General features: G+C 72.0%; 24 protein-coding genes. 12 read left to right on the forward strand and 12 right to left on the reverse strand.

Going from position 1 to position 25,479, the window contains the following annotated elements; all coding sequences use genetic code 11:
• The first annotated feature begins 162 nt into the window (after positions 1–162).
• From ACBJ32_RS35340 to ACBJ32_RS35355, 4 genes are all read left to right on the forward strand, one after another.
• Positions 163–3,510, forward strand: a complete 3,348-nt coding sequence (locus ACBJ32_RS35340) for a BTAD domain-containing putative transcriptional regulator (protein WP_375130449.1) — start codon at positions 163–165, stop codon at positions 3,508–3,510.
• 61 nt (positions 3,511–3,571) lie between these two features.
• Positions 3,572–3,973 (forward strand): nuclear transport factor 2 family protein, encoded by a 402-nt coding sequence (locus tag ACBJ32_RS35345; protein WP_375130450.1) that lies wholly within the window; start codon positions 3,572–3,574, stop codon positions 3,971–3,973.
• Between the two features lie 172 nt (positions 3,974–4,145).
• Entirely contained in the window at positions 4,146–6,674 is a 2,529-nt protein-coding gene (locus ACBJ32_RS35350) for a glycoside hydrolase family 9 protein (RefSeq protein ID WP_375130451.1), read from the forward strand.
• 136 nt (positions 6,675–6,810) lie between these two features.
• On the forward strand, positions 6,811–7,230 hold the full coding sequence (locus tag ACBJ32_RS35355) for a hypothetical protein (protein WP_375130452.1): 420 nt from the start codon (positions 6,811–6,813) through the stop codon (positions 7,228–7,230).
• A 9-nt stretch (positions 7,231–7,239) separates the two neighbouring features.
• Here the strand turns inward: ACBJ32_RS35355 and ACBJ32_RS35360 are convergent, their stop codons facing one another.
• Genes ACBJ32_RS35360 through ACBJ32_RS35370 form a run of 3 tightly spaced genes read right to left on the reverse strand, consistent with a single transcriptional unit; the run spans position 7,240 to position 8,762 of the window.
• Positions 7,240–7,527: a DUF2283 domain-containing protein gene (locus ACBJ32_RS35360; protein WP_375130453.1), complete on the reverse strand. Its 288-nt coding sequence runs from the start codon at positions 7,525–7,527 to the stop codon at positions 7,240–7,242.
• An 18-nt stretch (positions 7,528–7,545) separates the two neighbouring features.
• Positions 7,546–8,448: a DUF4258 domain-containing protein gene (locus tag ACBJ32_RS35365; RefSeq protein ID WP_375130454.1), complete on the reverse strand. Its 903-nt coding sequence runs from the start codon at positions 8,446–8,448 to the stop codon at positions 7,546–7,548.
• Entirely contained in the window at positions 8,448–8,762 is a 315-nt protein-coding gene (locus ACBJ32_RS35370) for a hypothetical protein (RefSeq protein WP_375130455.1), read from the reverse strand. Before ACBJ32_RS35370 ends, ACBJ32_RS35365 begins: the two co-directional genes overlap by 1 nt.
• 139 nt (positions 8,763–8,901) lie before the next feature.
• Between ACBJ32_RS35370 and ACBJ32_RS35375 the strand changes: the two genes are divergently transcribed.
• From ACBJ32_RS35375 to ACBJ32_RS35395, 5 genes are read left to right on the forward strand one after another with little or no spacing between them, the layout of a single operon-like run.
• Positions 8,902–9,291 (forward strand): YbaB/EbfC family nucleoid-associated protein, encoded by a 390-nt coding sequence (locus ACBJ32_RS35375; protein ID WP_357882370.1) that lies wholly within the window; start codon positions 8,902–8,904, stop codon positions 9,289–9,291.
• A 27-nt stretch (positions 9,292–9,318) separates the two neighbouring features.
• Entirely contained in the window at positions 9,319–9,699 is a 381-nt protein-coding gene (locus ACBJ32_RS35380; protein WP_375130456.1) for a YbaB/EbfC family nucleoid-associated protein, read from the forward strand.
• A gap of 56 nt (positions 9,700–9,755) precedes the next feature.
• Positions 9,756–10,376 (forward strand): TetR/AcrR family transcriptional regulator, encoded by a 621-nt coding sequence (locus tag ACBJ32_RS35385; protein WP_357882376.1) that lies wholly within the window; start codon positions 9,756–9,758, stop codon positions 10,374–10,376.
• Entirely contained in the window at positions 10,373–11,689 is a 1,317-nt protein-coding gene (locus tag ACBJ32_RS35390; RefSeq protein WP_375130457.1) for an MFS transporter, read from the forward strand. The genes ACBJ32_RS35385 and ACBJ32_RS35390 overlap by 4 nt, the downstream gene beginning before the upstream one ends.
• The gene (locus ACBJ32_RS35395) at positions 11,686–13,152 is read left to right on the forward strand and encodes a pyridoxal phosphate-dependent decarboxylase family protein (protein ID WP_375130458.1); all 1,467 of its coding nucleotides are present in this window, start codon (positions 11,686–11,688) and stop codon (positions 13,150–13,152) included. Before ACBJ32_RS35390 ends, ACBJ32_RS35395 begins: the two co-directional genes overlap by 4 nt.
• Positions 13,153–13,158: 6 nt before the next feature.
• Here ACBJ32_RS35395 and ACBJ32_RS35400 read toward each other — a convergent pair whose 3' ends face one another.
• The 3 genes from ACBJ32_RS35400 to ACBJ32_RS35410 form a co-directional block, all read right to left on the reverse strand.
• The gene (locus ACBJ32_RS35400; protein ID WP_375130459.1) at positions 13,159–14,319 is read right to left on the reverse strand and encodes a monooxygenase; all 1,161 of its coding nucleotides are present in this window, start codon (positions 14,317–14,319) and stop codon (positions 13,159–13,161) included.
• 174 nt (positions 14,320–14,493) lie between these two features.
• Positions 14,494–15,576: a sensor histidine kinase gene (locus ACBJ32_RS35405; RefSeq protein ID WP_375130460.1), complete on the reverse strand. Its 1,083-nt coding sequence runs from the start codon at positions 15,574–15,576 to the stop codon at positions 14,494–14,496.
• Between the two features lie 54 nt (positions 15,577–15,630).
• Entirely contained in the window at positions 15,631–17,580 is a 1,950-nt protein-coding gene (locus ACBJ32_RS35410) for a family 10 glycosylhydrolase (protein WP_375130461.1), read from the reverse strand.
• 185 nt (positions 17,581–17,765) lie between these two features.
• Here ACBJ32_RS35410 and ACBJ32_RS35415 point away from each other — a divergent pair, with 185 nt between their 5' ends.
• From ACBJ32_RS35415 to ACBJ32_RS35425, 3 genes are all read left to right on the forward strand, one after another.
• Positions 17,766–19,337 carry an N-acetylmuramoyl-L-alanine amidase gene (locus ACBJ32_RS35415; RefSeq protein WP_375130462.1) on the forward strand — a complete coding sequence of 524 codons (1,572 nt, stop codon included), beginning with the start codon at positions 17,766–17,768 and terminating at the stop codon, positions 19,335–19,337.
• A gap of 129 nt (positions 19,338–19,466) precedes the next feature.
• Positions 19,467–19,607: a hypothetical protein gene (locus ACBJ32_RS35420; protein ID WP_357882399.1), complete on the forward strand. Its 141-nt coding sequence runs from the start codon at positions 19,467–19,469 to the stop codon at positions 19,605–19,607.
• A complete protein-coding gene (locus ACBJ32_RS35425) occupies positions 19,607–20,755 on the forward strand; it encodes a methyltransferase domain-containing protein (protein ID WP_375130463.1) in 1,149 nt (382 codons plus the stop codon). The genes ACBJ32_RS35420 and ACBJ32_RS35425 overlap by 1 nt, the downstream gene beginning before the upstream one ends.
• A 99-nt stretch (positions 20,756–20,854) precedes the next feature.
• On the opposite strand, the gene ACBJ32_RS35430 is transcribed toward ACBJ32_RS35425, so the two are convergent.
• From ACBJ32_RS35430 to ACBJ32_RS35455, 6 genes are read right to left on the reverse strand one after another with little or no spacing between them, the layout of a single operon-like run.
• Positions 20,855–21,100 (reverse strand): hypothetical protein, encoded by a 246-nt coding sequence (locus ACBJ32_RS35430; RefSeq protein ID WP_375130464.1) that lies wholly within the window; start codon positions 21,098–21,100, stop codon positions 20,855–20,857.
• A 47-nt stretch (positions 21,101–21,147) separates the two neighbouring features.
• The gene (locus ACBJ32_RS35435; RefSeq protein WP_375130465.1) at positions 21,148–21,909 is read right to left on the reverse strand and encodes an SDR family NAD(P)-dependent oxidoreductase; all 762 of its coding nucleotides are present in this window, start codon (positions 21,907–21,909) and stop codon (positions 21,148–21,150) included.
• 19 nt (positions 21,910–21,928) lie between these two features.
• Positions 21,929–22,507, reverse strand: coding sequence for a TetR family transcriptional regulator C-terminal domain-containing protein (locus ACBJ32_RS35440; RefSeq protein ID WP_357882408.1), 579 nt, complete (start codon positions 22,505–22,507; stop codon positions 21,929–21,931).
• Positions 22,508–22,541: 34 nt separating this feature from the next.
• Positions 22,542–23,363, reverse strand: a complete 822-nt coding sequence (locus ACBJ32_RS35445) for a carbohydrate ABC transporter permease (RefSeq protein ID WP_375130466.1) — start codon at positions 23,361–23,363, stop codon at positions 22,542–22,544.
• Entirely contained in the window at positions 23,363–24,223 is an 861-nt protein-coding gene (locus ACBJ32_RS35450) for a carbohydrate ABC transporter permease (protein ID WP_375130467.1), read from the reverse strand. Before ACBJ32_RS35450 ends, ACBJ32_RS35445 begins: the two co-directional genes overlap by 1 nt.
• On the reverse strand, positions 24,220–25,440 hold the full coding sequence (locus ACBJ32_RS35455) for an ABC transporter substrate-binding protein (RefSeq protein ID WP_375130468.1): 1,221 nt from the start codon (positions 25,438–25,440) through the stop codon (positions 24,220–24,222). The genes ACBJ32_RS35450 and ACBJ32_RS35455 overlap by 4 nt, the downstream gene beginning before the upstream one ends.
• Positions 25,441–25,479 lie beyond the last annotated feature (39 nt).

Consider the following 25,479-nt stretch of genomic DNA (forward strand, 5'->3'; position numbering starts at 1 on the left):
TCTCCTTGGTGTCGAACGCCCCGCGGCTGTCGCGAAACGCAGCGTCAGGATGGGCACGACACCGTGAGCGCACCGTTAACGCCCAGGTGAGTCACGTAGAGCACAGGCCGGATGTAACTTTTCACACAGTACGGGCGGCGGGTGCGCGCCTACCCTTCGCGCATGAGTGAGTCGCTGACCGTGCTCCTGCTCGGCTCTCCGGAGCTCTCCGTCGCAGGCATGCCCATGGGCGTGCGCTCCGCCAAGGCCCGCGCCCTGCTCTGCTACCTCGCCACCACGGCCGCGCCCCGCCCGCGCGCCGAGCTGGCCACGCTGCTGTGGGGCGAGCGGCCGGACGCCAACGCCAGGGGCAGCCTGCGCCTGGCGCTCTCCGAGCTGCGCAAGGAGGTCGGCGGCTGGCTGGACGTCACCCGGGAGCACGTACGCCTGCGCGCGGCCGACGGGTGCTTCGTGGACCGCCGCCGCCTCGCCCAGGCGCCCACCGTGGCCGAGGCATTGCGGCTGTGGCGCGGGGACTTCATGGCCGGGGTCTCCTTCTGCGACGCTCCCGCGTTCGCCGAGTGGCTGGAGTGCGAGCGCCGGGGGGTGCGGCTGCTGCTGCGCGAGGTGCTGCTGCGGGCCAGGAACGAGCCGGCCGAGCAGGTGGTGCGGCTGGCCCACATCGTGGCCGGGCTCGACCCGTACGACGAGGAGGCACACCGGCTGCTCATGACGGCGCTCGCCCAGGCGGGCAACCGGGCCGGGGCGCTGGCCTGCTACGACGAGCTGCGGCGGCGGCTGACCGCCGAGCTGGGCGTCGAGCCCGCGCCCGAGACCCGCGCGGTCAGGCAGCGGCTCGCCCCCTGCGCCGCCCCGGCCCGCCGCGCCCCCGTGCCCGTCCCCGGCACGGATCTGATCGGCAGGGACGCCGACGTCGGACGGTTGCGCGCGCTGCTGGCCCGCGAGCGCCTGGTCATCCTGGTGGGGCCGGGCGGCATCGGCAAGACCCGCCTCGCCATCGCCGCCGCCTCCCCGTCCCCGATCCCCGACGCCGGGACGCCGACCGCCGCGGCCACCCCGAACCCGGCAGCCACAGCCGTCCCCGGCCCCCACCCCGGTCCCGGCCTCGAGACGGCGTTCGTGTCGTTCGCCGGGGTGCGGCCCGAGGCGGCCGTCACCACGCTGGCCCGCCGCCTGGACGTGGACCTCTCACCGCCGCGCCCCGCCCTCGACCTCCTCCTGTCGGCCCTGTCCGCACGCCCGCGCCCGCTCCTGCTCGTCCTGGACAACCTCGAACACCTCCCCGCCTTCGACCCGGTCATCGGCGAGCTGCTCCGCGCCGCTCCGGCTCTGCGCGTCCTGGCGACGAGCAGGCGGCGCCCTGACCTGCCCGGCCAGGTGGCGATCACCGTCGAAGGGCTGCCCGCACCCGCCGCCGAGGCGCTGTTCACGGCCAGGGCGGCCACGGCGTGCCCGGGATTCGACCCGGACCGCGAGTCCTCCCTGGTCGCCGCGATCTGCGCCGTCACCGGCGGCCTGCCCCTGGCCATCGAGCTGGCGGCCGGCCTGCTGCGCGCCGTCCCGTGCGCCGCGCTGGCCAGGCACCTGAACGCGGACCTCGGCCTGCTGGCGGTGCCCGGCCCCGCCGCCCGCCCGCGGCACGCCTGCATGCGCACCGTCTTCGAGACCTCCTGGCGCCTGCTGGACGAGCCGGGGCGGCGCACTCTGGCGGCGCTGTCGGTGTTCGGCGGCGGCTGCACGCTGGACGCCGCCCTCGAGGTCGCCCGTACCAGCCCGGACGTGCTCGTCCGCCTGGTGGACCACAGCATGATCCAGCTCACCCCCTCAGGCCGGTACGCCATCCACCCCCTCATCCAGCAGTACGCCGCCACCCACCTGACCCCCGAGGAACGCCGGACCGTGCGCGAGCGGCACGCCGACCACTTCGGCCGCCTGCTCGAACGCCACGCCGCCGCCCTCCAGGACGCGTCGGACGCCGAGGTCACCCGCGTGCTCGGCACCGAGCTGGACAACATCAGACCCGCCTGGGCGGCGTCGGGCCGGCCCCGCTTCCTGGAGCTCTACTGGACGTTGTGCCTGCGGCTGCGCCTGTACGAGGAGTCGGCGGCCGTCCTGCGCCGCCACCTCGCCCGTACCGCGGAGGAACCTCGGCTGCGGGCCCGCCACCTGTGGATGGCCGGGACCAGCGAACACCAGCTCGCCAGGGAGCACGAGGCCACCCGCCTGGCCAGGGCCGCGCTGGAGGCGCTGGGCGAGCCGCTCCCGGAGTCGCGCCACGGCCTCGCCGCCGCGACCCTGGCCGCCGCCACCCGTCAGCTCGCGCACCGATTACTCCCGCCCCGCCCGACACCCGAGGGGCGGGAGGCCGCGCAGGCCCTGACCATGCTGGCCCGGCTCGCCTACCACCAGCAGGACATGCCGACGATGCTGGCCGCCTCGCTCCGCCAGCTCAACGCCGCCGAGCGCAGCGATGACGCCGCGCTGCGGGCGGAGGCGTACGCGAACGCCGCCACGATCACCCGCGTCGCCGGCCGCCACCGCCTGGCCACCCGCTACGGCAGGCTGGCCGACCGCGCTCTCGCGGACGTCGAGCACGCCGCGGAGGCCGCGCACCGCGCCCGCCTGGCCCGCGGCCTCGACCAGCTCTACACGGGCGCGTTCGAGGCGGCCCGCCGCTCGTTCGCCGAGTGCCGCGCCAGGACGCTGGCCCCGCGCGTGGCCGAGAACTGCTCGGGCCTGCTCGCCGAGACGGCACTGTGGCAGGGCCGGTTCGAGACGGCGGCGGGGCTGTTCGCCGCCACGGCGGAGCAGGCGGCCGGCCGCCTCGGCGGGAACGACATCGCCCGCCACTGGTGCCTGCTCGGCCAGGTCGAAGCCATGCTGCGGCTGGACACGGCACTCCCGGAACGCGTCGGGCAGGTGCTGGCCGCGGCCGGCGCCTCGATCGAGCACCGCCGCTCCCAGGAGAAGCAGCTCGGCCTTCGGGACGGCCCGGTCATGCGCGCCATCCAGGACATGCGCCTGCTCACCGCCACCGCCCGGCTCCGGACCCTGCAACGCGGAGCCGGGCGGACCGCACCCACCGAGCCGCACCGCCGGACAACCGGCGACGAAGCCCGGCACCTGCCCACGGAGCCGGCACACGCCGCGACCGGCGGCGACGCGTGGCAGGTGCTCGCCGAGGTGCTCGCCCTGGCCGGGCGCCTGCCGTCCGCGCACCGCGGCATGCTGGAGTGCTGGTCGGGGCTCGCCGAGGTGCTCTGGTCCCTCGACCCCTGGCCGGACCGGGCAACCACCCGCCTCCTCCACACCCACCTGGCGAGGTACACCACCAGGAACCCGGGCGCCGCGGCCAGGCTCGGCTGGGCCCGCGCCCTCGTCCTGGCCGCCGCGGGCAGGCACGGCGCGGCACGCAAGGCGGCCGAGCAGGCGCTGGCCACCGCGACCCGCCTGGCCGCACCCTACGACCAGCGCAGAGCCGAGGAGATCATCCAGCGGCTCACCCGCTGACCCCACCCGAGTGACCAAGGCTTCATGCCATCTCGCCACGTCTCTGCGGCATGGTGACCCCATGGGACCTGACACTCACCCGAACGCCGTGCTCACCCGGCGCCTGTACGAGCTGATCGGCCATGGCGATCTCACCGGCTATCTCGACCTGATCGCCGACGACGCCGTCTTCCACATCGGCGGCGACAGCATCGTGGCAGGCGAGCATCGCGGCAAGGACGCCATCATCAGGCTCGGCATGCTCGTCTCCGAAGAGACGGGCGGCACCTTCCAGACCGGGCTGCTCTCCGTACAGGCCAACGACTCCTACTCGGTCACCCTGCACCGCTGGACGGCGCAGCGCCGTGGGGAGCACGTCGAGATGGACAACTTCAACGTCTACGGCTTCGCGCGAGGGCTGGTCGTGGAACGCTGGGAATACGTGGCCGACCAGCGCGCCCACGACGCTTTCTGGCGCCGATGACGGCTCGCCGGCGCCAACAGCGGTCAGGCAACTGCTTCGCCGTTTGAAAGTTTCACGCTCTTCGACCCCGGTCCGTGCGCACCCGTTGACGTGGCGGCACCCGCAAAGGAGGATCGGATTCCGCGCTGTTTTTGGGAGCGCTCCCAATCCCCCCGCCCCATCAAGGACCTCCATGACCCGATGCCGGGCCGCCTTACTGGCCCTCCTCACCATGGTCGCCCTGTCCCCCGCCACGGCCGCGCAGGCCGAGGACGAGGGGCCCGAGCAGATCGTGAACGGTACCTTCGACGCCGGCACCGCCCCCTGGTGGAGCACCGGCAACACCACCCTCACCGTGCAGGACGGCCGGGCCTGCGCCGACATCCCCGGCGGCACCGCCAACCCGTGGGACGTCATCATCGGCCAGGACAACCTCCCGCTGGTGGAGGGCGAGTCGTACGCCTACCGCTTCTTCGCCTCCGCGACCCCGGCCAAGGTCGGCAGGGCGCTGATCCAGCTCCCCGTCGACCCCTGGACCCAGTACCTGTCGGCCGCGCCGGAGATGAGCGTCTCGGGCAACAGCTACTCCTTCACGTTCACCGCCCCGGTGTCGCTGCCGAACGCGCAGGTCGTCTTCCAGTTGGGCGGCAGCGCCGAGCCTTGGAGGTTCTGCATGGACGACGTGTCGCTCAAGGGCGGCGCCGAGCCAGAGGAGTACGAGCCGGACACCGGCCCCCGCGTCCGCGTGAACATGGTCGGATACCTCCCCGAGGGCCCCAAGAAGGCCACGCTGGTCACCGAGGCCACCGAGCCGCTGGCCTGGGAGCTGAAGAACGCCGACAAGGAGACGGTGGCCGACGGCGAGACCGTCCCCAGGGGTGTGGACGCCAGCTCCGGGCAGAACGTCCACACGCTCGACTTCGGCTCCTACCGCAAGCCGGGCGAGGGCTACACGCTGACGGCCGACGGTGAGACGAGCAGGCCGTTCGACATCGCGGCCGACCTCTACGACCAGCTCCCGGCGGACGCGCTGAAGTTCTACTACACCCAGCGCAGCGGCATCGAGATCCGCGACGACCTCAGGCCGGGTTACGGCCGCCCCGCGGGCCACGTCGGCGTCGAGCCGAACCAGGGCGACGTGGAGGTGCCCTGCCAGCCGGGTGTCTGCGACTACACCCTGAACGTCAAGGGCGGCTGGTACGACGCCGGCGACCACGGCAAGTACGTCGTCAACGGCGGCATCTCCGTCCACCAGCTCATGGCCACCTACGAGCGGGACAAGGCCGCGTTCGAGGACGGGCAGCTCGACATCCCGGAGAGCGGCAACGGCCGGCCGGACATCCTGGACGAGGCCCGCTGGGAGCAGGAGTTCCTGCTGAGCATGCAGGTGCCGGACGGCAAGCCGTTCGCGGGCATGGCGCACCACAAGATCCACGACCGGAACTGGACCGGCCTGCCCCTGCTGCCGCACCTGGACCCGCAGCCGCGCGAGCTGCACCCGCCGTCCACGGCCGCCACGCTGAACCTGGCGGCGACGGCCGCGCAGGCGGCCCGCCTGTACGCCCCGTACGACGCCGCGTTCGCCGCCAGGAACCTCGCGGCGGCCCGCAAGGCGTGGGCGGCGGCCAGGGCCAACCCGGAGAAGTACGCCGACCCGAACGACGGCATCGGCGGCGGCGCCTACAGCGACGGCGACGTGAGCGACGAGTTCTACTGGGCGGCGGCGGAGCTGTTCATCACGACGGGCGAGAAGGAGTTCAGGGACTTCGTGCTGGCCTCGCCGCACCACACCGGCGACGTCTGGCGCGAGCGCGGCTTCGACTGGGGCAACACCGCCCAGCTCGGCCGCCTGGAGCTGGCGACCGTGCCGAACGCGCTGCCCGACCGGGACCGGGTGCGGCAGTCGGTGGTCGAGGGGGCCGAGAAGTACCTGGCGATCCAGACCGCGCACCCGTACGGCCTGCCGTACAACCCGCCGGACTTCGACTGGGGCTCCAACAACCTGGTGCTGAACAACATGGTCGTCATGGCCACCGCCTACGACCTGACCGGCCAGGAGAAGTACCGCGCGGCCGTGCGTGAGGGCATGGACTACATCCTCGGCCGCAACGCGCTCAACCAGTCGTACGTCACCGGCTACGGCGAGGTGGCCTCGAAGAACCAGCACAGCCGCTGGTACGCCCGCCAGCTCGACCCCGCCCTGCCCAACCCGCCGCGCGGCACGCTGTCCGGCGGCCCGAACTCCGCCATCCAGGACCCGCTCGCGCAGCGGCTGCTCACGGGCTGCAAGCCGCAGTTCTGCTACATCGACCACATCGAGTCGTGGGCGACGAACGAGCTGACCATCAACTGGAACTCCCCGCTGGCCTGGGTCTCGGCGTTCCTGGCCGACAGGGGCGGGCGCGCGGACTGCCGGGTGCGCTACTCGGCGCACGGCTCGTGGCCGGGCGGGTTCACCGCGCAGGTCGTGATCGAGAACACCGGCAAGGAGCCGGTGGACGGCTGGAGCCTGCGCTGGTCGTTCCTGAGCGGGCAGCGTGCCGGGCACGCCTGGGGTGCGGCGCTGTCGCAGTCCGGCTCGGTGGTGACGGCCAGGGATCTGCGCTGGAACGGCAAGATCAAGCCGGGACAGAAGGTGACGTTCGGGTTCAACGGCACGAACGCCTCCGGCCCCAACCCGGCGCCCGAGGTGTTCCACCTCAACGGCGTGCGCTGCAAGTAGGGGCGGGAGTCCCCTGGGCGTCGCGGACACTTCGTCGAACGGAACACCGTCGTCCCCGATGCCCAGGGGAACCCCTGAAATCAGCGGTCGACGCGCTCGGGTGAGCCGATCGGGGCCCGGATACGTCCAACAGGACATGAGGATCTGGCGCATCGTGCTCCTGCCCGTGCTCCTGCCGCTGCTGAGCACGTCCATGGCTCCGGCGCAAGCGGAGGTCGCCCCGAAGCGGGTGCTCGTGGAACTGCGCAAGCAGGGCGGCTTCGCGGGGCTGAACGACCGCGTGACCGTCTACGGCAACGGCTGCGCGCGGCTCAGCCGCCGTACGGGGCCGACCATCGACAAGTGCCTGACCGCCAAGGAGGAGCGCAGGCTGCGCGGCCACCTGCGGCACCTGAAGATCGGTCGCTCGCAGCGGCCGCCGCAGGGGGCGGACTTCATCACGTTCACGCTGGCCTACGACAAGCGGCGGGCCAGCGTGTACGACCTGCCCTCGACCTGGCAACCGGTGGTCCGGCACCTGGACAAGATCATGGAGAAGTACTGGGCCCCCGACTGACCTGCGCCGCTAGTGAGCGGGCGGCGGCGTCCAGCCGCCGCCGTATCCCGTCCCGTAGGGGTCCGCCGGCCCTTCCTCCTCGCGGATGGCCGTCGCCAGTGTCTCGGGCCGCAGCACGTAGGAAGCGCCGACGACCTCGATGCCCAGCACCTTTCCCTCCCGGTCCACGTCGAGGATCACCTCTCCCCGGATCCCGTCGTCGTCGAGCACGACCTGCCTGGCCGACTCACCTGCCCCGATGTGGTCGACCAGGTAGATGTAGGCGACGTCGTTCTCGTCGCCGTATTCGATCCGCACGCCAAGCCTTTCGCGCCGCTACTTCTTGTTCCTTCGGAAAACCGTGACGATCTTGAAGTTGCTGTTGCCCCTGATCACCACAAGGTCGTCCTTCTGGTACTCGGTCGTCCCCGGGTTCTTACCAGGCTTACTGGAGCCTCGGGACAGCGCCTCGTCAATCTCAGACTGGCTGATGTCACGCTCATCCTTGCGCTGTTCCGCGTGACGGGTGTTGTAGTCGCGGCGTCCACCACCGCCGCCCGATCTCTTGTTCCCCCGCCCCATCGCGGCCATGCCGTCCCGCACGGAAGCCGGCCCGCCCGCCGGCCTGAGCCCGGACGGCCGGACGGAGGCCCTGCCGCCGGCACCCGCCAGCGCCGGAGTGCCTCCGGGGCCTCCCGGGCGGCGCAGGTTGTCCAGGATGCGGCGCATCGGGTCGGTCACCCGGCGGGCCATCGCGGGAGCCAGCACCCTGCCGGTGCCCTCGGCGCCCTCGCGCATCACCTTGCCCATGGCGTGGCGGGTCAGGTACATCCGCGCGGTGGCCGCCGTGACGCCCACCGCGCCGCCGAAGGCCACCGCCTGCACGACCGAGGTCAGCCCGGCCGCCGCCTGCATGCCCACGGCCACCTTCACCGCGCTCACCACGCCCGCGGCGCCGTCGAGCGCCACCGGGGCCACCCGGGCGGCGGCCGTGGCCTGCGCGACGTGGCCGCTGTCGCCGCCGACCCGGTTCCAGTGCTGCGCCGCCGCCGTGGCGGACTCGCCGCGGTGGTACTGCTGGGTCCTGCGGACCGACGCGTCGGCGGCCTCGCCCACCGGCTGCGATCCGGCCTGCACGGTACGCCAGGCGGTGGCGTCCTTCTTGATCTCGTCCTCGTCGATGTTCGGCCACGGCACGCCGAGCATCCCGAGGAACCCGTTCAGCTTGGGCGAGAGCATCAGGCCCATGAGATGCGTCCCACGTCCTCGGCGATGGCCGTCTCGGCGATGCTGGTGTTCCTGGCCGTGGCGGACAGCCCTTCTCCGGTGCCGGCGATCTCTCCCGAGACGCCGAGGAGCGCCATCAGCGAGACCTGGGTGCACTCGGCGTAGGCGGCGGCGAACCCGCCGAACAGCCCGTCATCGCCCCAGGAGGAGACGCCGTTCCCCCGTTCCCAGAGCCGCTGCAGCGCAGCCTGGTAGTCCGCCCCGTGGGTGCTGACATGCTCGGCTTCGCGCCCCACCGCACCCGACGCGATCTCGAATCCCGTCATGGCCGGTCACCATAGCGACTTATGCCGGTAATCACGCAACTATCCCCGTTCATGAGATGCACATCTCACTGTCAAGATCGAGGTGGGCTTGTGCCACACTGGGCCATCAGTCCGTTCCTTGACGTTCACGGAGGTCGACATGCGGTCACCTGCGCCCGATGACGACGCCGAGTACCTGGCCCAGTACCTCGCCCAGAGCCGCCAGATCATGCGTGACCTGCAGGCGGCGCGGGCGGCCATACTGCAGGTCGAGGGCCGGGCCCGCAGCGACGACGGGCTGATCGAGGCGAGCGCCGACGGGCACGGCGGGCTCACCCGGCTGCGCATCGACCCGCGGGCGCTGCGTTCCGGCGAGGCGGCGCTCGGCCGGATGGTGACGGAGGTCCTGCGCTCGGCCCAGGAGGACGCCGCCCGCCACGCGCAGGAGATCGCCGACAAGGTCGCGGGCAGCAGCGCGGCCCTGCCCGAGCCGCTCGACGAGACGTTCGTGCGAGCGAGGGTCGAGCAGGCGGCCCAGGACCTTCTCTAGCAGGCGACCCTCTCAAGGAGGCAACACGTGTACGGCCCGCACCTCGACCCCGCCCACATCAGAGACGAGGATCTCGACGAGGCGGCCCGCCAGGGCGAGCGGATGCTGGCCTGGCTGGAGACGGCACGGGAGGAGCTCGACCAGGTCATCGGCGCGGGCGAGAGCCCGTCGGGCCAGGTCAGGGCGCGCGTGGACGCGAACGGCCGGGTCATCGAGGTCGCCTACGGCCCTCGCGCGCTGCGGATGGGCAGCATGGAGCTGGCGGACGAGACGCTCGCGGCGGTGCGCGCGGCGAGCGCCGACGCCGAGCGGCAGACCCACGACCTCATGCGCGAGGCCCTGCCCGGCTACGACCCGGTCGCGGCCCGCGCCGAGCTGGAGGGGCTGCTGGACGGCGAGCCGGGCTGACCGGTTCTCCATCAAGCGATTGACCGGGAGGGCACGACCGAACTACCTTCGGTCGCATGACCTCCGGCCAGGCCGACGCGATACTCAAGGTCGCCACGCAGCTCTTCGCGGCGCTCGGCTACGACGGCACCTCCACCCGTCAGATCGCCGACGCCGCCGGGCTGAACATCGCGACCGTCAACTACCACGTGGGCGGCAAGCGGGAGCTCTACCTCGCCGTCATGGAGGCCGCGCACCGCGCGGAGAAGGCGGCGCTGGACCAGGCGCTGGCCAGGCTGCCGGGCGACGACCCCGTGGCCGCCGTCCACCGGCTGGCCGACGACTACCTCGACTTCTGCGTGGACAACCCCGAGGTACCCGCCCTGTGGATGCACCGCTGGCTCTCCGACGCCAGTGACGTCACCGAGCTGGAGCGCCAGTACGTGCAGCCGCTGCTCGCCGCGGTGACCGCCGCGCTGCGCCCCGCGGTCGAGGCCGGGGTGATCGCCGCCGAGACGGATCTCGAATACACCGTGTGGAGCGTCATCTGGACCGTGCACGGCTTCGCCAAGGGCGGCGTGCTCGACGCGGAGGGCCGCCGCAGGGCGTCCGGCGACCGGGCCGCGCTGCGCCGCTTCCGCGCCCACCTGCACCAGAGCCTGCACCGCACGCTCGGCCTGCCCGGCGACCCCCGGTGACCGCGTCGCGGCTCGGCAGGGACAGGCTGCTGGGCTACGGGATCGGCTCCGTCGGCACCGGCGTGTTCTCGGCGGTGCCGGGCCTGCTGCTCCTGTACTACCTGACCGACGTGCTGGGCGTGCCCGCCGCCGTGGCGGGCTTCGTGCTGGTGGCGCCCAAGATCTGGGACGTGCTGCTGAACCCGCTCGTCGGCGCCGCCAGCGACCGCGAGGCCGTGCGCACGGGCCGCAGGACCCGCCTGCTGGCGATCGGCTCGGCCGCGCTGCCGGTGACGTTCGCGCTGATGTTCGCGGTGCCCGGCGGCGTGCCCGGCGCGCTCTGGGCGGGGGCGGCGTTCCTGCTGGCGGCCACCGCGTTCGCCTGCTTCCAGGTCCCGTACGTGGCCCTGCCCGCGGAGATGTCGGCCGACCAGGGCGAGCGGACCAGGATCATGTCCTGGCGGGTGGTGTGCCTGACGGCCGGCATCCTGGTCGCCGGCGGGCTGGCCCCGGCCGTGGTCGGCCTGGCGGGCGGCGGCCGGGCCGGGTACGCCGTGATGGGCGTGACGGTCGGCGCCGTCATGGCGGCGGCGCTGGCCGGGGCGACGCTGGCCACCCGCTGGGTGCCGTCCAGGCCGGGGCCCCGCCAGCTCGGCCCGGTGGCCGCCTTCCGCCTGGCCAGGGGGAACGTGCCGTTCTTCGTGCTGCTGGCGGCGTTCGTGACGCAGGCGCTGGCCGTGGCCGTGATGCTGGCCGGGGCGCCGTACGTGGCCGCGTACCGGCTGGGTGACTACGGCCTGACCTCGGTGATGTTCGTCTGCCTCGTCGGACCGAGCATGCTCGCCGTGCCCGGATGGGCCTGGCTGGCCCGCGTCCACGGGCCGGTGCGCTGCTACCTGGCCGCGTCCGCCGGCTTCTGCGGTGTCACGGTCGCGCTCGTCCCGGCCGTCGCGGCGGGCGGGACCGCGGCCACGCTGGCGCTGACCGCGCTGGCCGGGGTCTGCTACGCGGCGCTGCAACTGCTGCCGCTGTCGCTGCTGCCCGACACCGTGCACGCCGACGCCGCCCGCACCGGGCACGCCCAGGCTGGCGCGTTCACCGGGCTGTGGACAGCGGGCGAGACCGCGGGGCTGGCGCTCGGGCCGGGGCTGTTCGCGCTGGTGCTGACCGGGTCGGGGTTCGTCTCCGCGCCGGTCGAGTCGCCGGTCGCGCAGCCGCCGGAGGCGCTGACCGGGCTGCTGCTCGGGTTCACCGCGCTGCCCGCCCTGCTCATGCTGATCAGCCTGCCGTTCGTCGCCTGGTACGGACGGCTCACGACGAAGGAGACCGTGTGAACCTGCCGCCGACGGGAAGGCCCGTAGCAGACCTGCTGGCCGAGGTGTCCCGGCTCAAGGAGCACGACCTGCCGGTACGCGGCGGCCAGGTCACCGCCTACGTCTACGACACTGGCCGGGCCGGGGTGAACGACGCCGCGACCCGGGCGTACCTGGAGATGCTGGAGGTCAACTGCCTCGACCCGACCGCGTTCCCCAGCGTGGTGGAGATGGAGCGGCAGGTCGTCGGGGCGGTCGCGGACCTGCTCGGCGGCGGCCACGGCATCTTCACCAGCGGCGGCACCGAGTCGATCATGCTGGCCGTCAAGGCCGCCCGAGACCTGGGCCGGCGTCCGTCCGGAGCGGCGGAAGCGCGGGCCGCCGGGGAGGCGCCCCGCTCCCGGCCGAACCTGGTGCTGCCGGTCACCGCGCACCCCGCCTTCCACAAGGCGGCCCACTACCTGGGCGTCGAGGTCAGGCCCGTGCCGGTGGACCTGGCGACGTACAAGGTGCGGGCCCGCGACGTCGAGGAGGCGATCGACGAGGACACGATCCTGGTCGTGGTCTCCGCGCCGTCCTACCCGCAGGGCGTGATCGACCCCGTCGAGGAGGTGGCGGCCGTGGCCGCCGCGGCGGGCGTGCCGTGTCACGTGGACGCGTGCGTGGGCGGCTGGCTGCTGCCCTGGCTGCGGGAGGCGGGCGCGGCGGTCCCGCCGTTCGACCTGTCGGTGCCGGGGGTGACCTCGATCTCCTGCGACCTGCACAAGTTCGGCTACGCGCCCAAGGGCGCCTCGGTGCTGCTGTTCGCCGACCCCGCGGCGCGGCGCAAGGCGTACTTCGCGTCGGCGGCCTGGCCCGGATACACGATCATCAACGCGACCGTGCAGAGCTCCAGGTCGGCGGGGCCGCTCGGCGGCGCCTGGGCCACCCTGCAGGCGCTGGGCAGCGCCGGGTACGCCGAGCTGGGCCGGGCCACCCTGGAGGCGACGCGCAGGCTGCGCGCGGGCCTGGCCGGGATCCCCGGACTGCGGGTGCTCGGGGAGCCCGAGTCGTCGCTGGTGGCGTTCGCAGGGGACGACGTGGACGTGTTCGTGCTGGCGGACGAGGCGCGGGCGCGGGGCTGGTTCCTGCAGCCGCAGCTCTCCTACGCGGGCATCCCGGCCAACCTGCACATCACGGTCACCGGGGTCACGCTGGCCGGGGTCGAGGCCATGCTGAAGGTGATCGCGGAATCGGCCGGGGCGGCGCGCGAGCGCGGGCCCGTGGTGCTGCCCGACGGGCTGGTCGAGCTGGTGGCGGGGCTGGACCTGGAGGCGATCGACGACGCGACGTTCGCGGAGCTGAGCGCGTCGGTCGGGGTGGATCTGCGCCCGGGGGCGGGGCAGCCGGAGATGGCGATGGTCAACACCGTCCTCGACGCGCTGCCCGCCCCCGCCAGGGAGGCGGTGCTGGTGCGCTTCCTGTCGGTCATCTACGGTCGCTGATCCGCCTCAGGCGGCCGACGTGATGGCGATGCCCAGGCACATCTCGTCGCTGGTGCCGTCGCCCCAGACGACGTACCGGGGCGGGGTGTCGCGCAGTTGCGGCAGCAGGGCGCGCAGGCCGGCGTCGTGGGTGCAGGTGACGCGTACGACGTCGCCCTTCCGCACCTCGACCGGCGCGGGCAGCAGCCGCAGCGACTGGTCGTCGAAGTTGTACTCGGGCACGTCGAGCAGCGTTCGGGCCTTCGCGGTGCCCGGGTTGAGCTCGACCTTGATGGCCCGCCCGAGCAGGTGCATGTGCCCCGCCAGCGCGTGCACCGTGAACGGGCCCTCGACGGGCACGTCGCAGTGCTGGGTCGGCCCGGGCTCGGCCGGGCCGCAGTACTGCTCCAGCAGCCGCACCTGCGTCAGGCTGTCGCGCCCGAACCGCTTGCCGACGTCCCGCACGGCGGCGTCCCTGTCGCACAGCGGCCCTGACTCGCTCGCCGTGCAGGGCAGCTCGACGGGCGCGAAGAACAGCCCGGTCTCCAGCGGCTCCAGCCGCCGGTCCGTGACGCGCAGGCGGATGCCCGAACGGTCGGTGCCCGGCTCGCCCTTCACGCCCAGCAGGTTGTAGTGCACCTGCATGATCAGGCGGCTGCCCGGCTGCAGGTCGTAGCCGTACTTCGGGTCGAGGAGCGCCTCCTTGGTGCCGGGCGCCCAGTGCGCCACCCAGCCCGCGTCGCCGATGCCGGCGTCGCCGAAGCAGGACCAGCCCTGGCCGGGGGTGCCCTCGTCCAGCTTGCGCGCCCGCTCGGCCTGCTCGGGCCCGAGCCTGAAGAAGATCGCGTGGTGCACGATGGCGGTGTTCTGGGGCTCGAACTGGGCGCCGGTCAGCGACACCCGGCCGGTCAGCCCCGGGTCGACGAGGAAGCAGCGGTAGTCGTCCGTGCCGCCGTTGGGCGGCCCCGGCGCGTACGGCTCCGCCATGGCGAGGTTGACGAACCGCTCGCCCGGCCGCAGCGGGGACGCCACGGGCGCGGGCTCGGCAGCGTGCCCGGAATGCCCCGAGGAAGCCGGGGAGGCCGGGGAAGCGGGGGAAGTCGGAGAAGCCGGGGAAGCCGGCACGCCGCAGGAGGCGAGCAGGACGGCCGCGGCGAGCGCGGCGGCCGTCCGGGCGAATCGCGTCATGACGTCAACACTCGCCCGCGGGAGGCCGCCGGACATCCTTCCCCGGGATGCTTTGCCTACTTCCCTGGGATGACCCGCCCGTCACACCACGGTCGCGCCCTTCACGACGCGCCCTTCACGACGCGCCCTTCACGACGCGCCCTTCACGACGCGCCCTTCACGACGCGCGTCCTCTCAGGACGTGGGGAACGTGGCCTCCACCCGGAACCCGCCGTCCTCCCCCGGCCGGCACACCAGCGTGCCGCCGGCCAGCTCCACCCGCGTCCGCAGGTCGGGCAGGCTCATCCCGGGGCCGGCGACGGCGACCCAGGCGTCCGGCAGGCCGCCGGTGTTGCGGACCACGATCCGCACGTTGCCCGGCGCGTACCGCACCAGGACCCGCACCTCCGCGCCGGGCGCGTGCTTGCGCACGTTGGCCAGGGCCGCCTCGGCCACCAGGTACGCGGTCCGCCCCACCAGGCCCGAGACGGGTGCGGGAGTGCCGTCCACCGTCAGCTCCACCGGCACGCCGTCGCGGGCCGAGTCGATCACCAGCGGCCGCAGGTCGGGCAGCGGCAGCCCCAGGTCGAACCCCTCGCCGGTGCCGCGGCGCAGCAGCGCCACCATGTGCCGCAGCTCGTCGAGCGCGTCGCAGCCCGTCGCGCGGATGTCCTCGGCCGCCGCCCTGGCGCGGTCGTCGCCGGTGGCCAGGGCCAGCACGCCGGCCTGCAGCACGATCCGGCTGACGCGGTGGGTGACGACGTCGTGCATCTCTCCGGCCAGGCGCTCGCGCTCGATCCGCTCGGAGCGCTCCGCCAGCTCGGCGCGGAGCTGTTCCCTGACGGACACGTACAGGCCGTACATGATCGCGAGGGCGATCACCGCCTCGCTCCTGGCGATCAGCGGGAGCCGGTCGGGCAGGGTCAGCACGGCGAAGGCGATCACCAGCACCGGCATCCAGCGGGACAGCGGGCGCCGGTCGGCCGCGAACGCCATCGCGCCGTAGGCGGCGAACGGCGCCGCCGGCGGCCACAGCGGCGCGCCGCCGGCGGGGAGCGGGACGGCGGACGGGACGACCAGGGCCAGCACCGGCACGGCGAGCGCGGTGCCGGCGCAGATCCAGGCGACGGCGAGGGGCGCCCGGCGCATCCACAGCAGCGGCAGCGCCCCCGCCAGCGCGACCACCAGACCTGGGCCCGCATAGCCTGTCGCGGGCGTCAAACCTGCCGCGACCAGGACCGCGGCAGCGTCGATCGGTCGCGCGCGGGCACCGTCCACCGCCTCATCGTACGATCACCCGGCGTGTCTGCCCATCCCCGGTCGCGTAGCGGATCACACCCTGGTGATGCGGACGGCGTCGGCGATGACGTACCCCGTCGTGGAGGTCCAGCGGCTCACGCCGACCACGTTGTAGGTGCCGGCGTTCAGCGTGAAGGTGCCCAGGTCACGCCAGGCCCCGCCGCCCGTGCGCTGGTCGACGGTGACCGTCCGGTTCCCGCCCGAGGCCGCCACGATGTACGGCGTCGCGCTGTTGTAGCCGGGGTCGGCCGGATACCACACCTCCACCCGGTAACTCCCGGCGCTGGGGACGGCCGCGCGGAACCAGGCCGGGTCGCTGGCCGCGACCGGCGCGGCGAAGCGGTAGTCGGCTCCGTGGAGCTGCCCGGAGTACGTCGAGGTGCCCCAGGCCGAGCCGGCGGCGAACCCGGTGTCCGCGTTGTCGATCACCACGCTGAACCCGCCGGGCGACGAGGTGACGGCCCGGCCCGCGCTGGGCGCGCTCTCCTGGTGGGTGCGGTTGAGCGCGGTCACGTAGTACGTGTACGCCGATCCGGTGGCCGTGGTGTCGGTGAACGTGGTCTGCCTGGTCGTCTTGACCAGGTTGCGGGCGTCGGCGAAGAAGCACGGGTCGGCTGCCGACGGGGTGCCGTCCACCCGGTAGACGGCGTACGACGTGCCGGAGCCCGTCCAGGAGAGCTGCACGCCGCTCGACCCCCGCGTGGCCGAGGTGATCGCGGGTGCGGCGGGCGCCGCCGCCGAGCCGCGGGCGGGCAGCAGCGCGGACCTGGTGTAGTGCGCGTTGACGACCCTGGTGAACGCCCCGATCCGGTCGGCCTTGACGTCCTTGGCGCTGAAGTAGATGTCGCCGGACACCTCGGGATGTTGCCGGTTGTCGTGGAGGTGGTCGCTCAGCTCGGCCGGGTCCTGCCAGGCGGCCTCCTGCCCGGACGCGCCCGCGCGGTAGGCCGCCTGGCCGATCACGAGCTGCACCCCGGTGCCCCTGACCTGCTCGGACCACCAGGCCGTGAGCACCTCGTAGGCGGCCGTGGAGAAGCCGAGGTGCCAGTAGATCTGCGGCGCCAGGTAGTCCACCCAGCCCTGCTTGACCCACTGCCGGCTGTCGGCGTAGATCGCGTCGTACGACTGCAGCCCCGAGGTGCGCGAGCCCAGCGGGTCGGTGCCCGCGTTGCGCCAGATCCCGAACGGGCTGATGCCGAAGGAGACGTGCGGCTTGGCGGCGTGGATGCGCTGGTCGAGCTCGCGTACCAGCAGGTTGACGTTGTTCCGCCGCCAGTCCCCGACGTTGGAGAACGAGCCGCCGTACCTGTCGAACGTGGCGGCGTCAGGGATGCTCTGACCGCTCACCGGATAGGGGTAGAAGTAGTCGTCGAGGTGCACGCCGTCCACGTCGTACCGGGAGACGGCGTCCATGATCGCGTCCTCGATGAAGTCGCGTACCTCCGGGATGCCCGGGTTGTAGTAGAGCTTGCCGCCGTAGGGGAAGCGCCAGTCGGGGTGCTGCCGCGCCGGGTGCGTGGCGACCAGCCTGGACGGGTCGTCGTGGTTGGCGATCCGGTACGGGTTGAACCAGGCGTGGAACTCCAGGTTACGGGCGTGGGCCTCCTTGACCATGAAGGCGAGGGGGTCGTAGCCCGGGTTGCCGCCCTGGGTGCCGGTCAGCCACTGCGACCACGGCTCGTACGGGGAGGGCCAGAACGCGTCGGCTGTCGGCCGGACCTGCACGACCACGGCGTTCATGCGCTTGGACACGGCCAGGTCGAGCCAGGCCCGGAACTCCGCCTGCTGCGCCGACGCGCTCAGCCCGGTGCGGCTGGGCCAGTCGATATTGGCGACCGAGGAGATCCACATGGCTCTGAGCTGCCGCTTCGGGGTGGCCGGATCGACGGTGCAGGCGGCTGCGGCTGCGGCTGAGGGGGTGAGGGGACTGACGAACGCGGCGATGAGCACCGCGAGGACGACGGTACGCAGGAGCGCGGTCACGAAGGGAAGTTTCAGCGCATCCGCCAGAAAGCGCAATAGTCTTCACAAAGATCGGAGGTCCCCGGAACCTCACCCCTCAGCAAAGGCGATAATCTTCACTTAACTCAGAAGTAATGTCAATTATCGACATCAGTCAGAAGATTGTCGTAGCGTGCACCCGTCACCTTGTGAACGAGGAGCACCCCATGACTCTCGCCCGCACGCGATTAGTAGCAGCCCTCGCCACCTCGATCCTCGCCATCGCCCCCCTCACCGCGGCCCAGCCCGCCTGGTCGCAGAGCCAGGCAGCCGTGGTCAAGGAAACCCCGATGGCCGCGGCCTTCGCCAAGGCGTCCGCCGCCCACGACGTACCGCGCGACCTGCTCGTCGCCCTCGCCTACGCCGAGACCCACCTCGACGGCCACCACGGCGAGCCCAGCGCCAGCAGCGGCTACGGCGTGATGCACCTGGTCAGCAACCCGACCAACCACTCACTGGAGAAGGCGGCCGAGCTGACCGGGCTGCCCGCCGACAAGCTCAAGGCCGACGACGAGGCCAACATCCTCGGCGGCGCGGCCGTGCTCCGCTCCCTCGCCGACAAGCTCGGCCTCGACGAGGCCGCCAGGAAGGACGCCGGCCGCTGGTACAGCGCCGTCGCCCAGTACGGCAACGCCTCCTCGCCCGAGCTGGCCCGCCTGTACGCCGACGCCGTCTACGAGCAGCTCGGCCTCGGCATCGACCTGCGCGGCGTCCAGGTCAGGCCGCAGGAGGTCACCGCCGACCGCGGCGAGTACGCGGACGTCCGCGACCTGAACGCCCGCGCCGGCAAGCAGGCCGGCGAGCCGGCGGAATCGCCGGTCGCCGTGGCCAGCGCCGACTACCCGCCGGCCGCGTGGGTCCCGGCCAGCTCCAGCAACTACCGCGTCTCCAGCCGCGAGACCAGCTACAACATCGACCGGGTGGTCATCCACGTCACCCAGGGCTCCTACGCCGGGACCATCTCCTGGTTCCAGAACCCCAGCGCGCAGGTCTCCTCCCACTACGTGGTCAAGTCCTCCAACGGCGCCATCACCCAGATGGTCCGCGACAAGGACGTCGCCTGGCACGCGGGCAACTCCACCTACAACAACCGCTCCATCGGCATCGAGCACGAGGGCTGGGTCAGCGACCCCTCCTGGTTCACCGACGCCATGTACCGGGCCTCGGCCGCGCTGACGCGGTACCTCTGCGACAAGTACGGCATCCCGAAGACCAGGACCGGCATCATCGGCCACAACGAGGTCCCCGGCGCCACCCACACCGACCCGGGCTCGCACTGGAACTGGACCACGTACATGAACTACGTGACCGGCGGCGGCGGCACCCCCTCGTGGACCACCACGGTGGACAACGCCACCTCCGGCCAGTTCACCGCCAGCGCGAACTGGGGCACCTCCACCTACTCCAGCCAGCGCCACGGCACCGACTACCGCTTCGCCGACCCGGTCGCCGCCAGCGACCCGGCGTGGTACTCGGCGACGATCCCGAGCGCCGGGACGTACCAGGTCGAGGTCTGGTATCCGGCCGATCCCGGGTACAACAGCTCGGCGCCGTACATCGTGGCGGCGTCCGGCGGCAACCAGACCGTGTTCGTCGACCAACGCTCCGGCGGCGGGGCCTGGCGCAGCATCGGCACGTTCTCGCTGAACGCCGGCACGTACAACGTGGTCGGGGTGAGCCGGTGGACCTCGGGCACCGGCTACGTGATCGCGGACGCGGTCCGCATCAGCAGGCAGTAACCCCTTCCTGAGTGACGGTCCGCGCCCGATCCCTCCCGGGCGCGGGCCGTTACGTCTTTCTAGCTGAAGCGACACGTCCAATCCCTGTATCTTCACGATGAGCAACCGAGTGGATACAGAGGAGCACGAATGGGTCGTCACGAAGATCCCAGCAGCCCCAAGGACCAGCCCCTGGACCCGAACAAGCACAAGGGCCAGGGCAGCAACGACGACCACCAGCCGAGACCCTCCGGCAAGCACAGCGGCGAAGGCAAGGGCGGCAAGAAGTGATGGACGTCGCTTCGCTGATGGATCGGCTGATCGCCGGCCTTGATCCCGATGGACAGATCACGGACACGGTCAAGCAAGCGATCCGCGCGGTGCCCCGCCACCAGTTCATTCCGCCGGTCGGGCTCGTCTCGCAGAAGAAGGACTCCGCGTACCTGATCGACCGCAACGCGGATCCGGATGACTGGTGGGACACCGTCTACTCCAACGAGCCCATCGTTACCCAGCTCAACGACGGGGCCACCACCGTCACCGAGATGATCGGCGGCTACACCTCCTCGTCATCCTCTCCCTGGACGGTCGCGAACCTGCTGACCCTGCTGGATCCCGACCCCGGCAACCACATACTCGAGATCGGCACCGGAACGGGCTGGACCAGCGCCCTGCTGTGCCATCTGGTGGGCGAGCACGGACAGGTCACCTCGATCGAAGTCGATCCCGCCGTCGCACAGCAGGCCGCCAAGAACCTCGCCGACGTGGGCGCACGACCCAACCTGATCATCGGTGACGGCACCTTGGGCTGCCCCGAACGGGCACCCTACGACCGGGTACACGTCACCTGCGGGATCCGTACGGTCCCCTACGCCTGGATCGCGCAATGCCGGATCGGCGCGACCATCGTCATGCCGTTCTGCCCCAACTTCGGCAACAACCATTCACTGCGGCTGGTGGTCCGCCCGGACGGCACCGCGATCGGCCGCTTCCCCGGCTTCGCCTCATACATGATGCTGCGCGCGCAACGTTCGGTCCCTCAGCGCGCGGCGCGAGGTTCGCAGGACAAGCATTACCTGACCACTCACGTCGATCCGCGCGTGATCGCCTACGCACCCGCCGGAGCGGACCTGGCCATCGCGGCGCTGACCGGTGTCGAGTCCAGCAGCACCGACCAGCCGGATGAGGACGGGCAGCTCTTCCGGCTGTGGATGTGCGATCCCCGCGACTCCTACTCGTGGGCGGCGGTGGCCTGGAGACCGGGTTCCGCGGAGTACGAGGTGTACCAGGTAGGCGACCGGCCCCTGTGGGACGAGGTCCTGGACGCGTACTTCCGGTGGGTGAGCTGGGGGCAGCCCGGGCGCGACCGCTTCGGCATGACGGTGACGCCTTCCGGGCAGCAGATCTGGCTCGATTCTCCGGGCCGGGTCGTGGCGTAGCCCTTCCGGCGGCATGAACCAGCCCTCGGCGTCGAGGCTCCCGGCGCCGAGGGCTTCTGGATGAGACGGAGCTCGGGTGGCACGTGAGCCGCGCCGGGCTCAGATCACCGCCGGCTGAACGACCAGAGTTCCCGCGCGTGTGTCGATCATCGCCTCGCTGCCGATCGGAATGGTCGGCGGGTCGTCACCGTGCCCCGCGGGCAGTCCGCCCCAGGAAGTCAGCAGCTCCGTGCCGCGGGCGACCAGTTCACGGTCGGGTGGACGGGAGGGGGAAACGAACCGGACGCGGTCTCCGGGTCTCAAGCGCGGCGACCGTAAGATCGGCAAGCTGTCGTCAGCGCCCATCAGGAGATGGTCGCATTCCGCCCGCCCCTTCAGCCTGGCGGCGGTTCTCACGCCGTCGCCCCTCCGTCGATCACGTGGTCCGCGCCCACCACGAAGCTCGACTCCGATGACGACAGCCACAGCGCCGCGGCCGCGATCTCCTCAGGGGTGGCCACGCGCCCGATGGGCAGCGCGGTCTTCATCCGCTCGTCGCGCTCCTCCCGCGTCTCCCCGGGACGCGTCGACATGGGCGTGTCGATCGGCCCCGGGCTGAGGGCGTTGATGCGGACGCCGTCGGCGATGTGGTCGCGGGCCGCCGCACGCGTCAGGTGGCTGACCGCGGCCTTCGAGGCGGCGTACGCACTCGCCCCCGCCAGCCGCCAGTGTGCCCCGAGGTTGGAGGAGACGTTGACGATGGCCCCGCCCCCGTGAGCCCGCATGTGGGCGATCTCGTGCTTCATCGACAGGAACACGCCCTTGAGGTTGACCGCCAGGACCTCGTCCCAGACGTCCTCGTCGTAGTCGGCCAGCGGCGCCAGCGTGCCGAAGACGCCGGCCGCGTTGAGCGCCACGTCGAGACCGCCGAAGCGGGAGACGGCGGCCTCGACCATGGCGGCGACCTCGGCGGAGCGCGTGAGGTCGACGGTGAACGCGCCGGCCCGGCCGCCGCCCTCCTCGACGAGCTTCACGACCTCGGCCAGCCGGGCGGCGTCACGGCCGGCGGCCAGGACCGCCGCGCCCTCCCGCGCGTACGCCAGCGCCGCCGCCCGTCCCACGACCCCGCTCGCCCCCGTGACGAGCGCGACCTTTCCGGCAAATCGTCCAGTCATTATTCAAGACCAATCATTCTCATATTTGGACAGCTGTCATGGCCTGCTCGACCGCGTCGCGCAGCCTGCGCGGGTCGGGGTCGGCCCGGCCGAGCACCCTGAGGCCCTGCAGCAGCACGAGCAGGAACCTGGCCAGCGCGTGCGGATCCTTGCCCGCCGGGATCTCCCCCTGGGCGCGCGCCCTGACGAGCGTGCCGGCCAGGGCCGCCTCCAGCCCCGCCCAGCTCGTCACCACCTTGGCCAGCATGGTCGCGTCGCGCGAGGCGAACTCCACGGCCGTGTTGACCACCATGCAGCCCCGCCGCAGGTCGTCGGCGAGGATCTCGGCGACGTACGAGTCGAGGAAGGCGCGGATGGCGGGCAGCGCGGGCCCCGGCTGGGACAGCCGCTCGATCACGTTGCCCTGCTCCAGGTAGCGCTCCAGCGCCTTCAGGTAGAGCTCGCGCTTGCCGCCGAACGTCGCGTAGATGCTCGCCCGCGCCAGGCCGAGCCGCTCCACGAGGTCGGCCATCGAGGTCGCCTCGTAACCGCGCTCCCAGAACAGCTCAAGCGCTTGCTGCAGGGCGACCTCGGGATCGAACTCCTTGCTCCTTGCCACGCCGAGAACGCTAGCACTATCGAGAACGATCGGTCTACTTAATGGCACCTCGCAGGACGCCCGAGATCACCCAGCGCTGGGCCAGCAGGTAGACGAGCAGCGCGGGCGCCAGGGCCATGAGGTACGAGGCGAAGGCCGTGGTGTAGTCCGTGGCGAACTGGCTCTGGAAGACGTACTGGACCAGGGGCAGCGTCCTGGCGCTCGGGCTGGAGAGCACCACCAGCGGCAGCAGGAAGTCGTTCCAGGCCCACAGGAACGTCAGGATGCCCACGGTGGCGTTCATCGGAGCGAGCAGCGGGAAGATCACTTTCCAGAACACCGTCCAGGTGCCCGCGCCGTCCGTGCGGGCCGCCTCCTCCAGGGCCCTGGGGATCGACTTGATGTAGCCGACGTACAGGAAGATGTTGAAGGCCAGGCCGTAGACGACGTACAGCAGGATCAGGCCGAGCTGGTTGTCCAGGCCGAGCAGCGCGGTCTGCTTGATGACCGGCAGCATGATGATCGGGAACGGTACGAACAACGCCGAGACGAAGTAGAAGTACAGGCCCTTGAACAGGCGGCGGTGCAGGTTGCGGGCGATGGCGTAGGCCACGAGGGAGTTGGTCAGCAGCGTCAGGACCACCGCGCCGACGGTGATCAGCGCGCTGTTCAGCGCGGCCCGCGGGTAGTCCGTCAGCCGCCAGGCGGTGGCGAAGTTGCCCCACTGCGGGTCGGCGGGCAGGTCGAAGCCCGCGCCCGCCAGCTCGGCCGGCTGCTTCAGCGCGGTGACGACGGTGAAGTACAGCGGCACGAGCACGGTCATGGCGCAGGCCGCCATCAGGGCTGTCAGCCACGGGTTGACGGATCGGCTCAGCATCAGGCGCTCATTTCCCGGCGTTGCAGCACACGTAGCTGGAAGGCGGAGACGGCGACGATGACGACGAAGTAGACGACGGCGTTGGCGGTCTGGTACGCGTACTCGCCGCCCTCCAGGCCGCCGCTGTAGATGAGCAGGGAGACCGAGGTGGTGGCGGTGCCGGGGCCACCGTTGGTCAGGGCCACGATGTGGTCGAAGACCTGCAGGAAGTTCTTCAGCGACAGCACCATGTTGATCGTGAAGAACGGCGCGATGAGCGGGAAGACGATCGACCTGAACTGCCGCCACGCGCCCGCCCCGTCGATGGTGGCGGCCTCGCGCACGTCGTCGGAGATGGTCTGCAGCCCGGCGAGATAGATGATGATGTTGAACGCCGCCGCCTGCCAGGTGGCCACGGCCACGATGCCGAGCCAGGCCAGGCCGGGATCGGCCAGGATGTTCGTGCTCAGCGCGGTGATGCCGAGCGCCTGCGCGACGGCCGGGAGCGAGTTGGCGAACAGGTAGTTGAAGATGTAGCCGATGATGAGGATGGCCAGCACGTTCGGGATGAAGAAGATGCCCCGCAGCGCGGTGCGGAAGCCGATGCGCGCGTTGAGCCCGAGCGCGACGGCCAGCGCCAGCGCGTTGGTCAGCACGGTGGCCACGACGGCGAACCTGAAGGTGAACAGGTAGGCGTCGAGGATGCGGTCGTCCCTGAAGAGGTTGGCGTAGTTGCGCAGGCCGACGAAGCCGTACGAGCCGTAACCGGGGGAGTCGGTGAGGCTGTAGTAGAAGCCCTGCAGCACCGGCACGGTGTGGAAGACCAGGAAGAGCAGCAGGGCCGGGAGGACCATCCAGTAGTAGGCGCGGGAGGTCGTCATGAGGTGCTCCTGGCGGCGACCTTGTCCCACTCCTCGTCGAGCTCGCGTAACAGGCGGGCCTGGTCCCCGTCGATGAGGAACTGCTGCAGGAGCTGCTCCAGCGGGATCGTTAGCGGGATGTGGTGGTCGGCGTAGCCGGACAGGCGGCCCCGGGTGAAGTACGGCATCAGCCCGGCCAGCGCGGGGTCGGGCGAGGTGGCGTTCTCCAGCGGTGGCACGGCCCGCTGCTCCCGCGCGTACGCGTTCATCACCTCGGGCCGGAGGAGATGCTCGATGAACGCCATCGCCTCGCGCGGGTGCTCCGGCTCGCGGGGCAGGGTGAGCGCCACGTCCACGCCCGACACCAGCCGGGTGCCGCCGGGGTCGTCGGTGGCGGGCAGCGCGAACGTGCCCGGATCGAAGCCCGGGCGCGCGGCGGCGATGGCGGGCAGCGCGAAGCTGCCCTGCAGGTACATGGCCGCCTTTCCCTGGGCGAAGGCGAGGTTGCCGTCCTCGTACGTGCGCGAGTGCCGGTCCCGCTGGCTGTGCCCGAACAGCTCACGCAGCTTGCCGGCCACCGGCGGGTACGCGGCGGCGAACGACGTCCGCCCCGCCTCCCGCCGCTCGAAGAAGCCGGGCGGTGCGGCGTTCGCGGCCAGCGCGTTGAAGGCGGGCAGCACCGTCCACGCGTCGGCCAGCGTGGCGTAGAACGGCGTGACCCCGGCGGCCTCGAACGTCCTGGCAGCCGCGACCAGCTCGGACCACGTCGCCGGTGGCCGTACGCCGTGCCGCCTGAACAGGTCCTTGTTGTAGATCACGCCGCTGCCGTTGGAGGCGAACGGCAGCCCGTTGCGCTCCCCCTGCCGGTGCGTCCCGAGGTCGTCGAGGATGCGCTGGACGGGCGGGTAGACGCGCACCGCCGCTGTGGAGAAGTCGTAGAACACCCCGGCCCTGGCCAGCTCGCCGAAGACGCCGTTGCCGTTCAGCGCCATCACGTCGGGGACGTCGTCCTTGACCAGCCTGGCCCTGATCGCGCTCTCGGCGGTGGGCGAGTGGTTCTGCACCACGCGGATGCCGGGGTGCGCGGCCTCGAAGCCCTCGATGATCCGGTCGAAGGTCTCGATGGCCTCCGGTTTGAACTGGAAGAACTCCAGCGTGACCCGCGTGTCGGCGGGCCGCGTGCCGCAGGCGGCCAGGAGCAGCGCCCCGGTCAGGAGGAGGAGGGCCGTCCTCGTCATGCCAGGAGCGCTGCCCCGCCGGGATCACGTCATGCGCGG

The organism is Nonomuraea sp. GTA35, from assembly GCF_041950525.1.
Taxonomy (GTDB): Bacteria; Actinomycetota; Actinomycetes; order Streptosporangiales; family Streptosporangiaceae; genus Nonomuraea.

Excerpts from the sequence above, each read along its gene's own strand:
- ACBJ32_RS35450 (WP_375130467.1), bottom strand. The coding sequence starts at position 24,223 with ATGACGACCTCCCGCGCCTACTACTGGATGGTCCTCCCGGCCCTGCTG.
- ACBJ32_RS35370 (WP_375130455.1), bottom strand. The coding sequence starts at position 8,762 with ATGACGGGATTCGAGATCGCGTCGGGTGCGGTGGGGCGCGAAGCCGAG.
- ACBJ32_RS35420 (WP_357882399.1), top strand. The coding sequence starts at position 19,467 with ATGGGTCGTCACGAAGATCCCAGCAGCCCCAAGGACCAGCCCCTGGAC.
- ACBJ32_RS35345 (WP_375130450.1), top strand. The coding sequence starts at position 3,572 with ATGGGACCTGACACTCACCCGAACGCCGTGCTCACCCGGCGCCTGTAC.
- ACBJ32_RS35400 (WP_375130459.1), bottom strand. The coding sequence starts at position 14,319 with ATGACGCGATTCGCCCGGACGGCCGCCGCGCTCGCCGCGGCCGTCCTG.
- ACBJ32_RS35445 (WP_375130466.1), bottom strand. The coding sequence starts at position 23,363 with ATGCTGAGCCGATCCGTCAACCCGTGGCTGACAGCCCTGATGGCGGCC.
- ACBJ32_RS35340 (WP_375130449.1), top strand. The coding sequence starts at position 163 with ATGAGTGAGTCGCTGACCGTGCTCCTGCTCGGCTCTCCGGAGCTCTCC.
- ACBJ32_RS35355 (WP_375130452.1), top strand. The coding sequence starts at position 6,811 with ATGAGGATCTGGCGCATCGTGCTCCTGCCCGTGCTCCTGCCGCTGCTG.
- ACBJ32_RS35430 (WP_375130464.1), bottom strand. The coding sequence starts at position 21,100 with ATGGGCGCTGACGACAGCTTGCCGATCTTACGGTCGCCGCGCTTGAGA.
- ACBJ32_RS35455 (WP_375130468.1), bottom strand. The coding sequence starts at position 25,440 with ATGACGAGGACGGCCCTCCTCCTCCTGACCGGGGCGCTGCTCCTGGCC.
- ACBJ32_RS35385 (WP_357882376.1), top strand. The coding sequence starts at position 9,756 with ATGACCTCCGGCCAGGCCGACGCGATACTCAAGGTCGCCACGCAGCTC.
- ACBJ32_RS35435 (WP_375130465.1), bottom strand. The coding sequence starts at position 21,909 with ATGACTGGACGATTTGCCGGAAAGGTCGCGCTCGTCACGGGGGCGAGC.
- ACBJ32_RS35425 (WP_375130463.1), top strand. The coding sequence starts at position 19,607 with ATGGACGTCGCTTCGCTGATGGATCGGCTGATCGCCGGCCTTGATCCC.
- ACBJ32_RS35415 (WP_375130462.1), top strand. The coding sequence starts at position 17,766 with ATGACTCTCGCCCGCACGCGATTAGTAGCAGCCCTCGCCACCTCGATC.
- ACBJ32_RS35365 (WP_375130454.1), bottom strand. The coding sequence starts at position 8,448 with ATGCTCTCGCCCAAGCTGAACGGGTTCCTCGGGATGCTCGGCGTGCCG.
- ACBJ32_RS35350 (WP_375130451.1), top strand. The coding sequence starts at position 4,146 with ATGACCCGATGCCGGGCCGCCTTACTGGCCCTCCTCACCATGGTCGCC.
- ACBJ32_RS35375 (WP_357882370.1), top strand. The coding sequence starts at position 8,902 with ATGCGGTCACCTGCGCCCGATGACGACGCCGAGTACCTGGCCCAGTAC.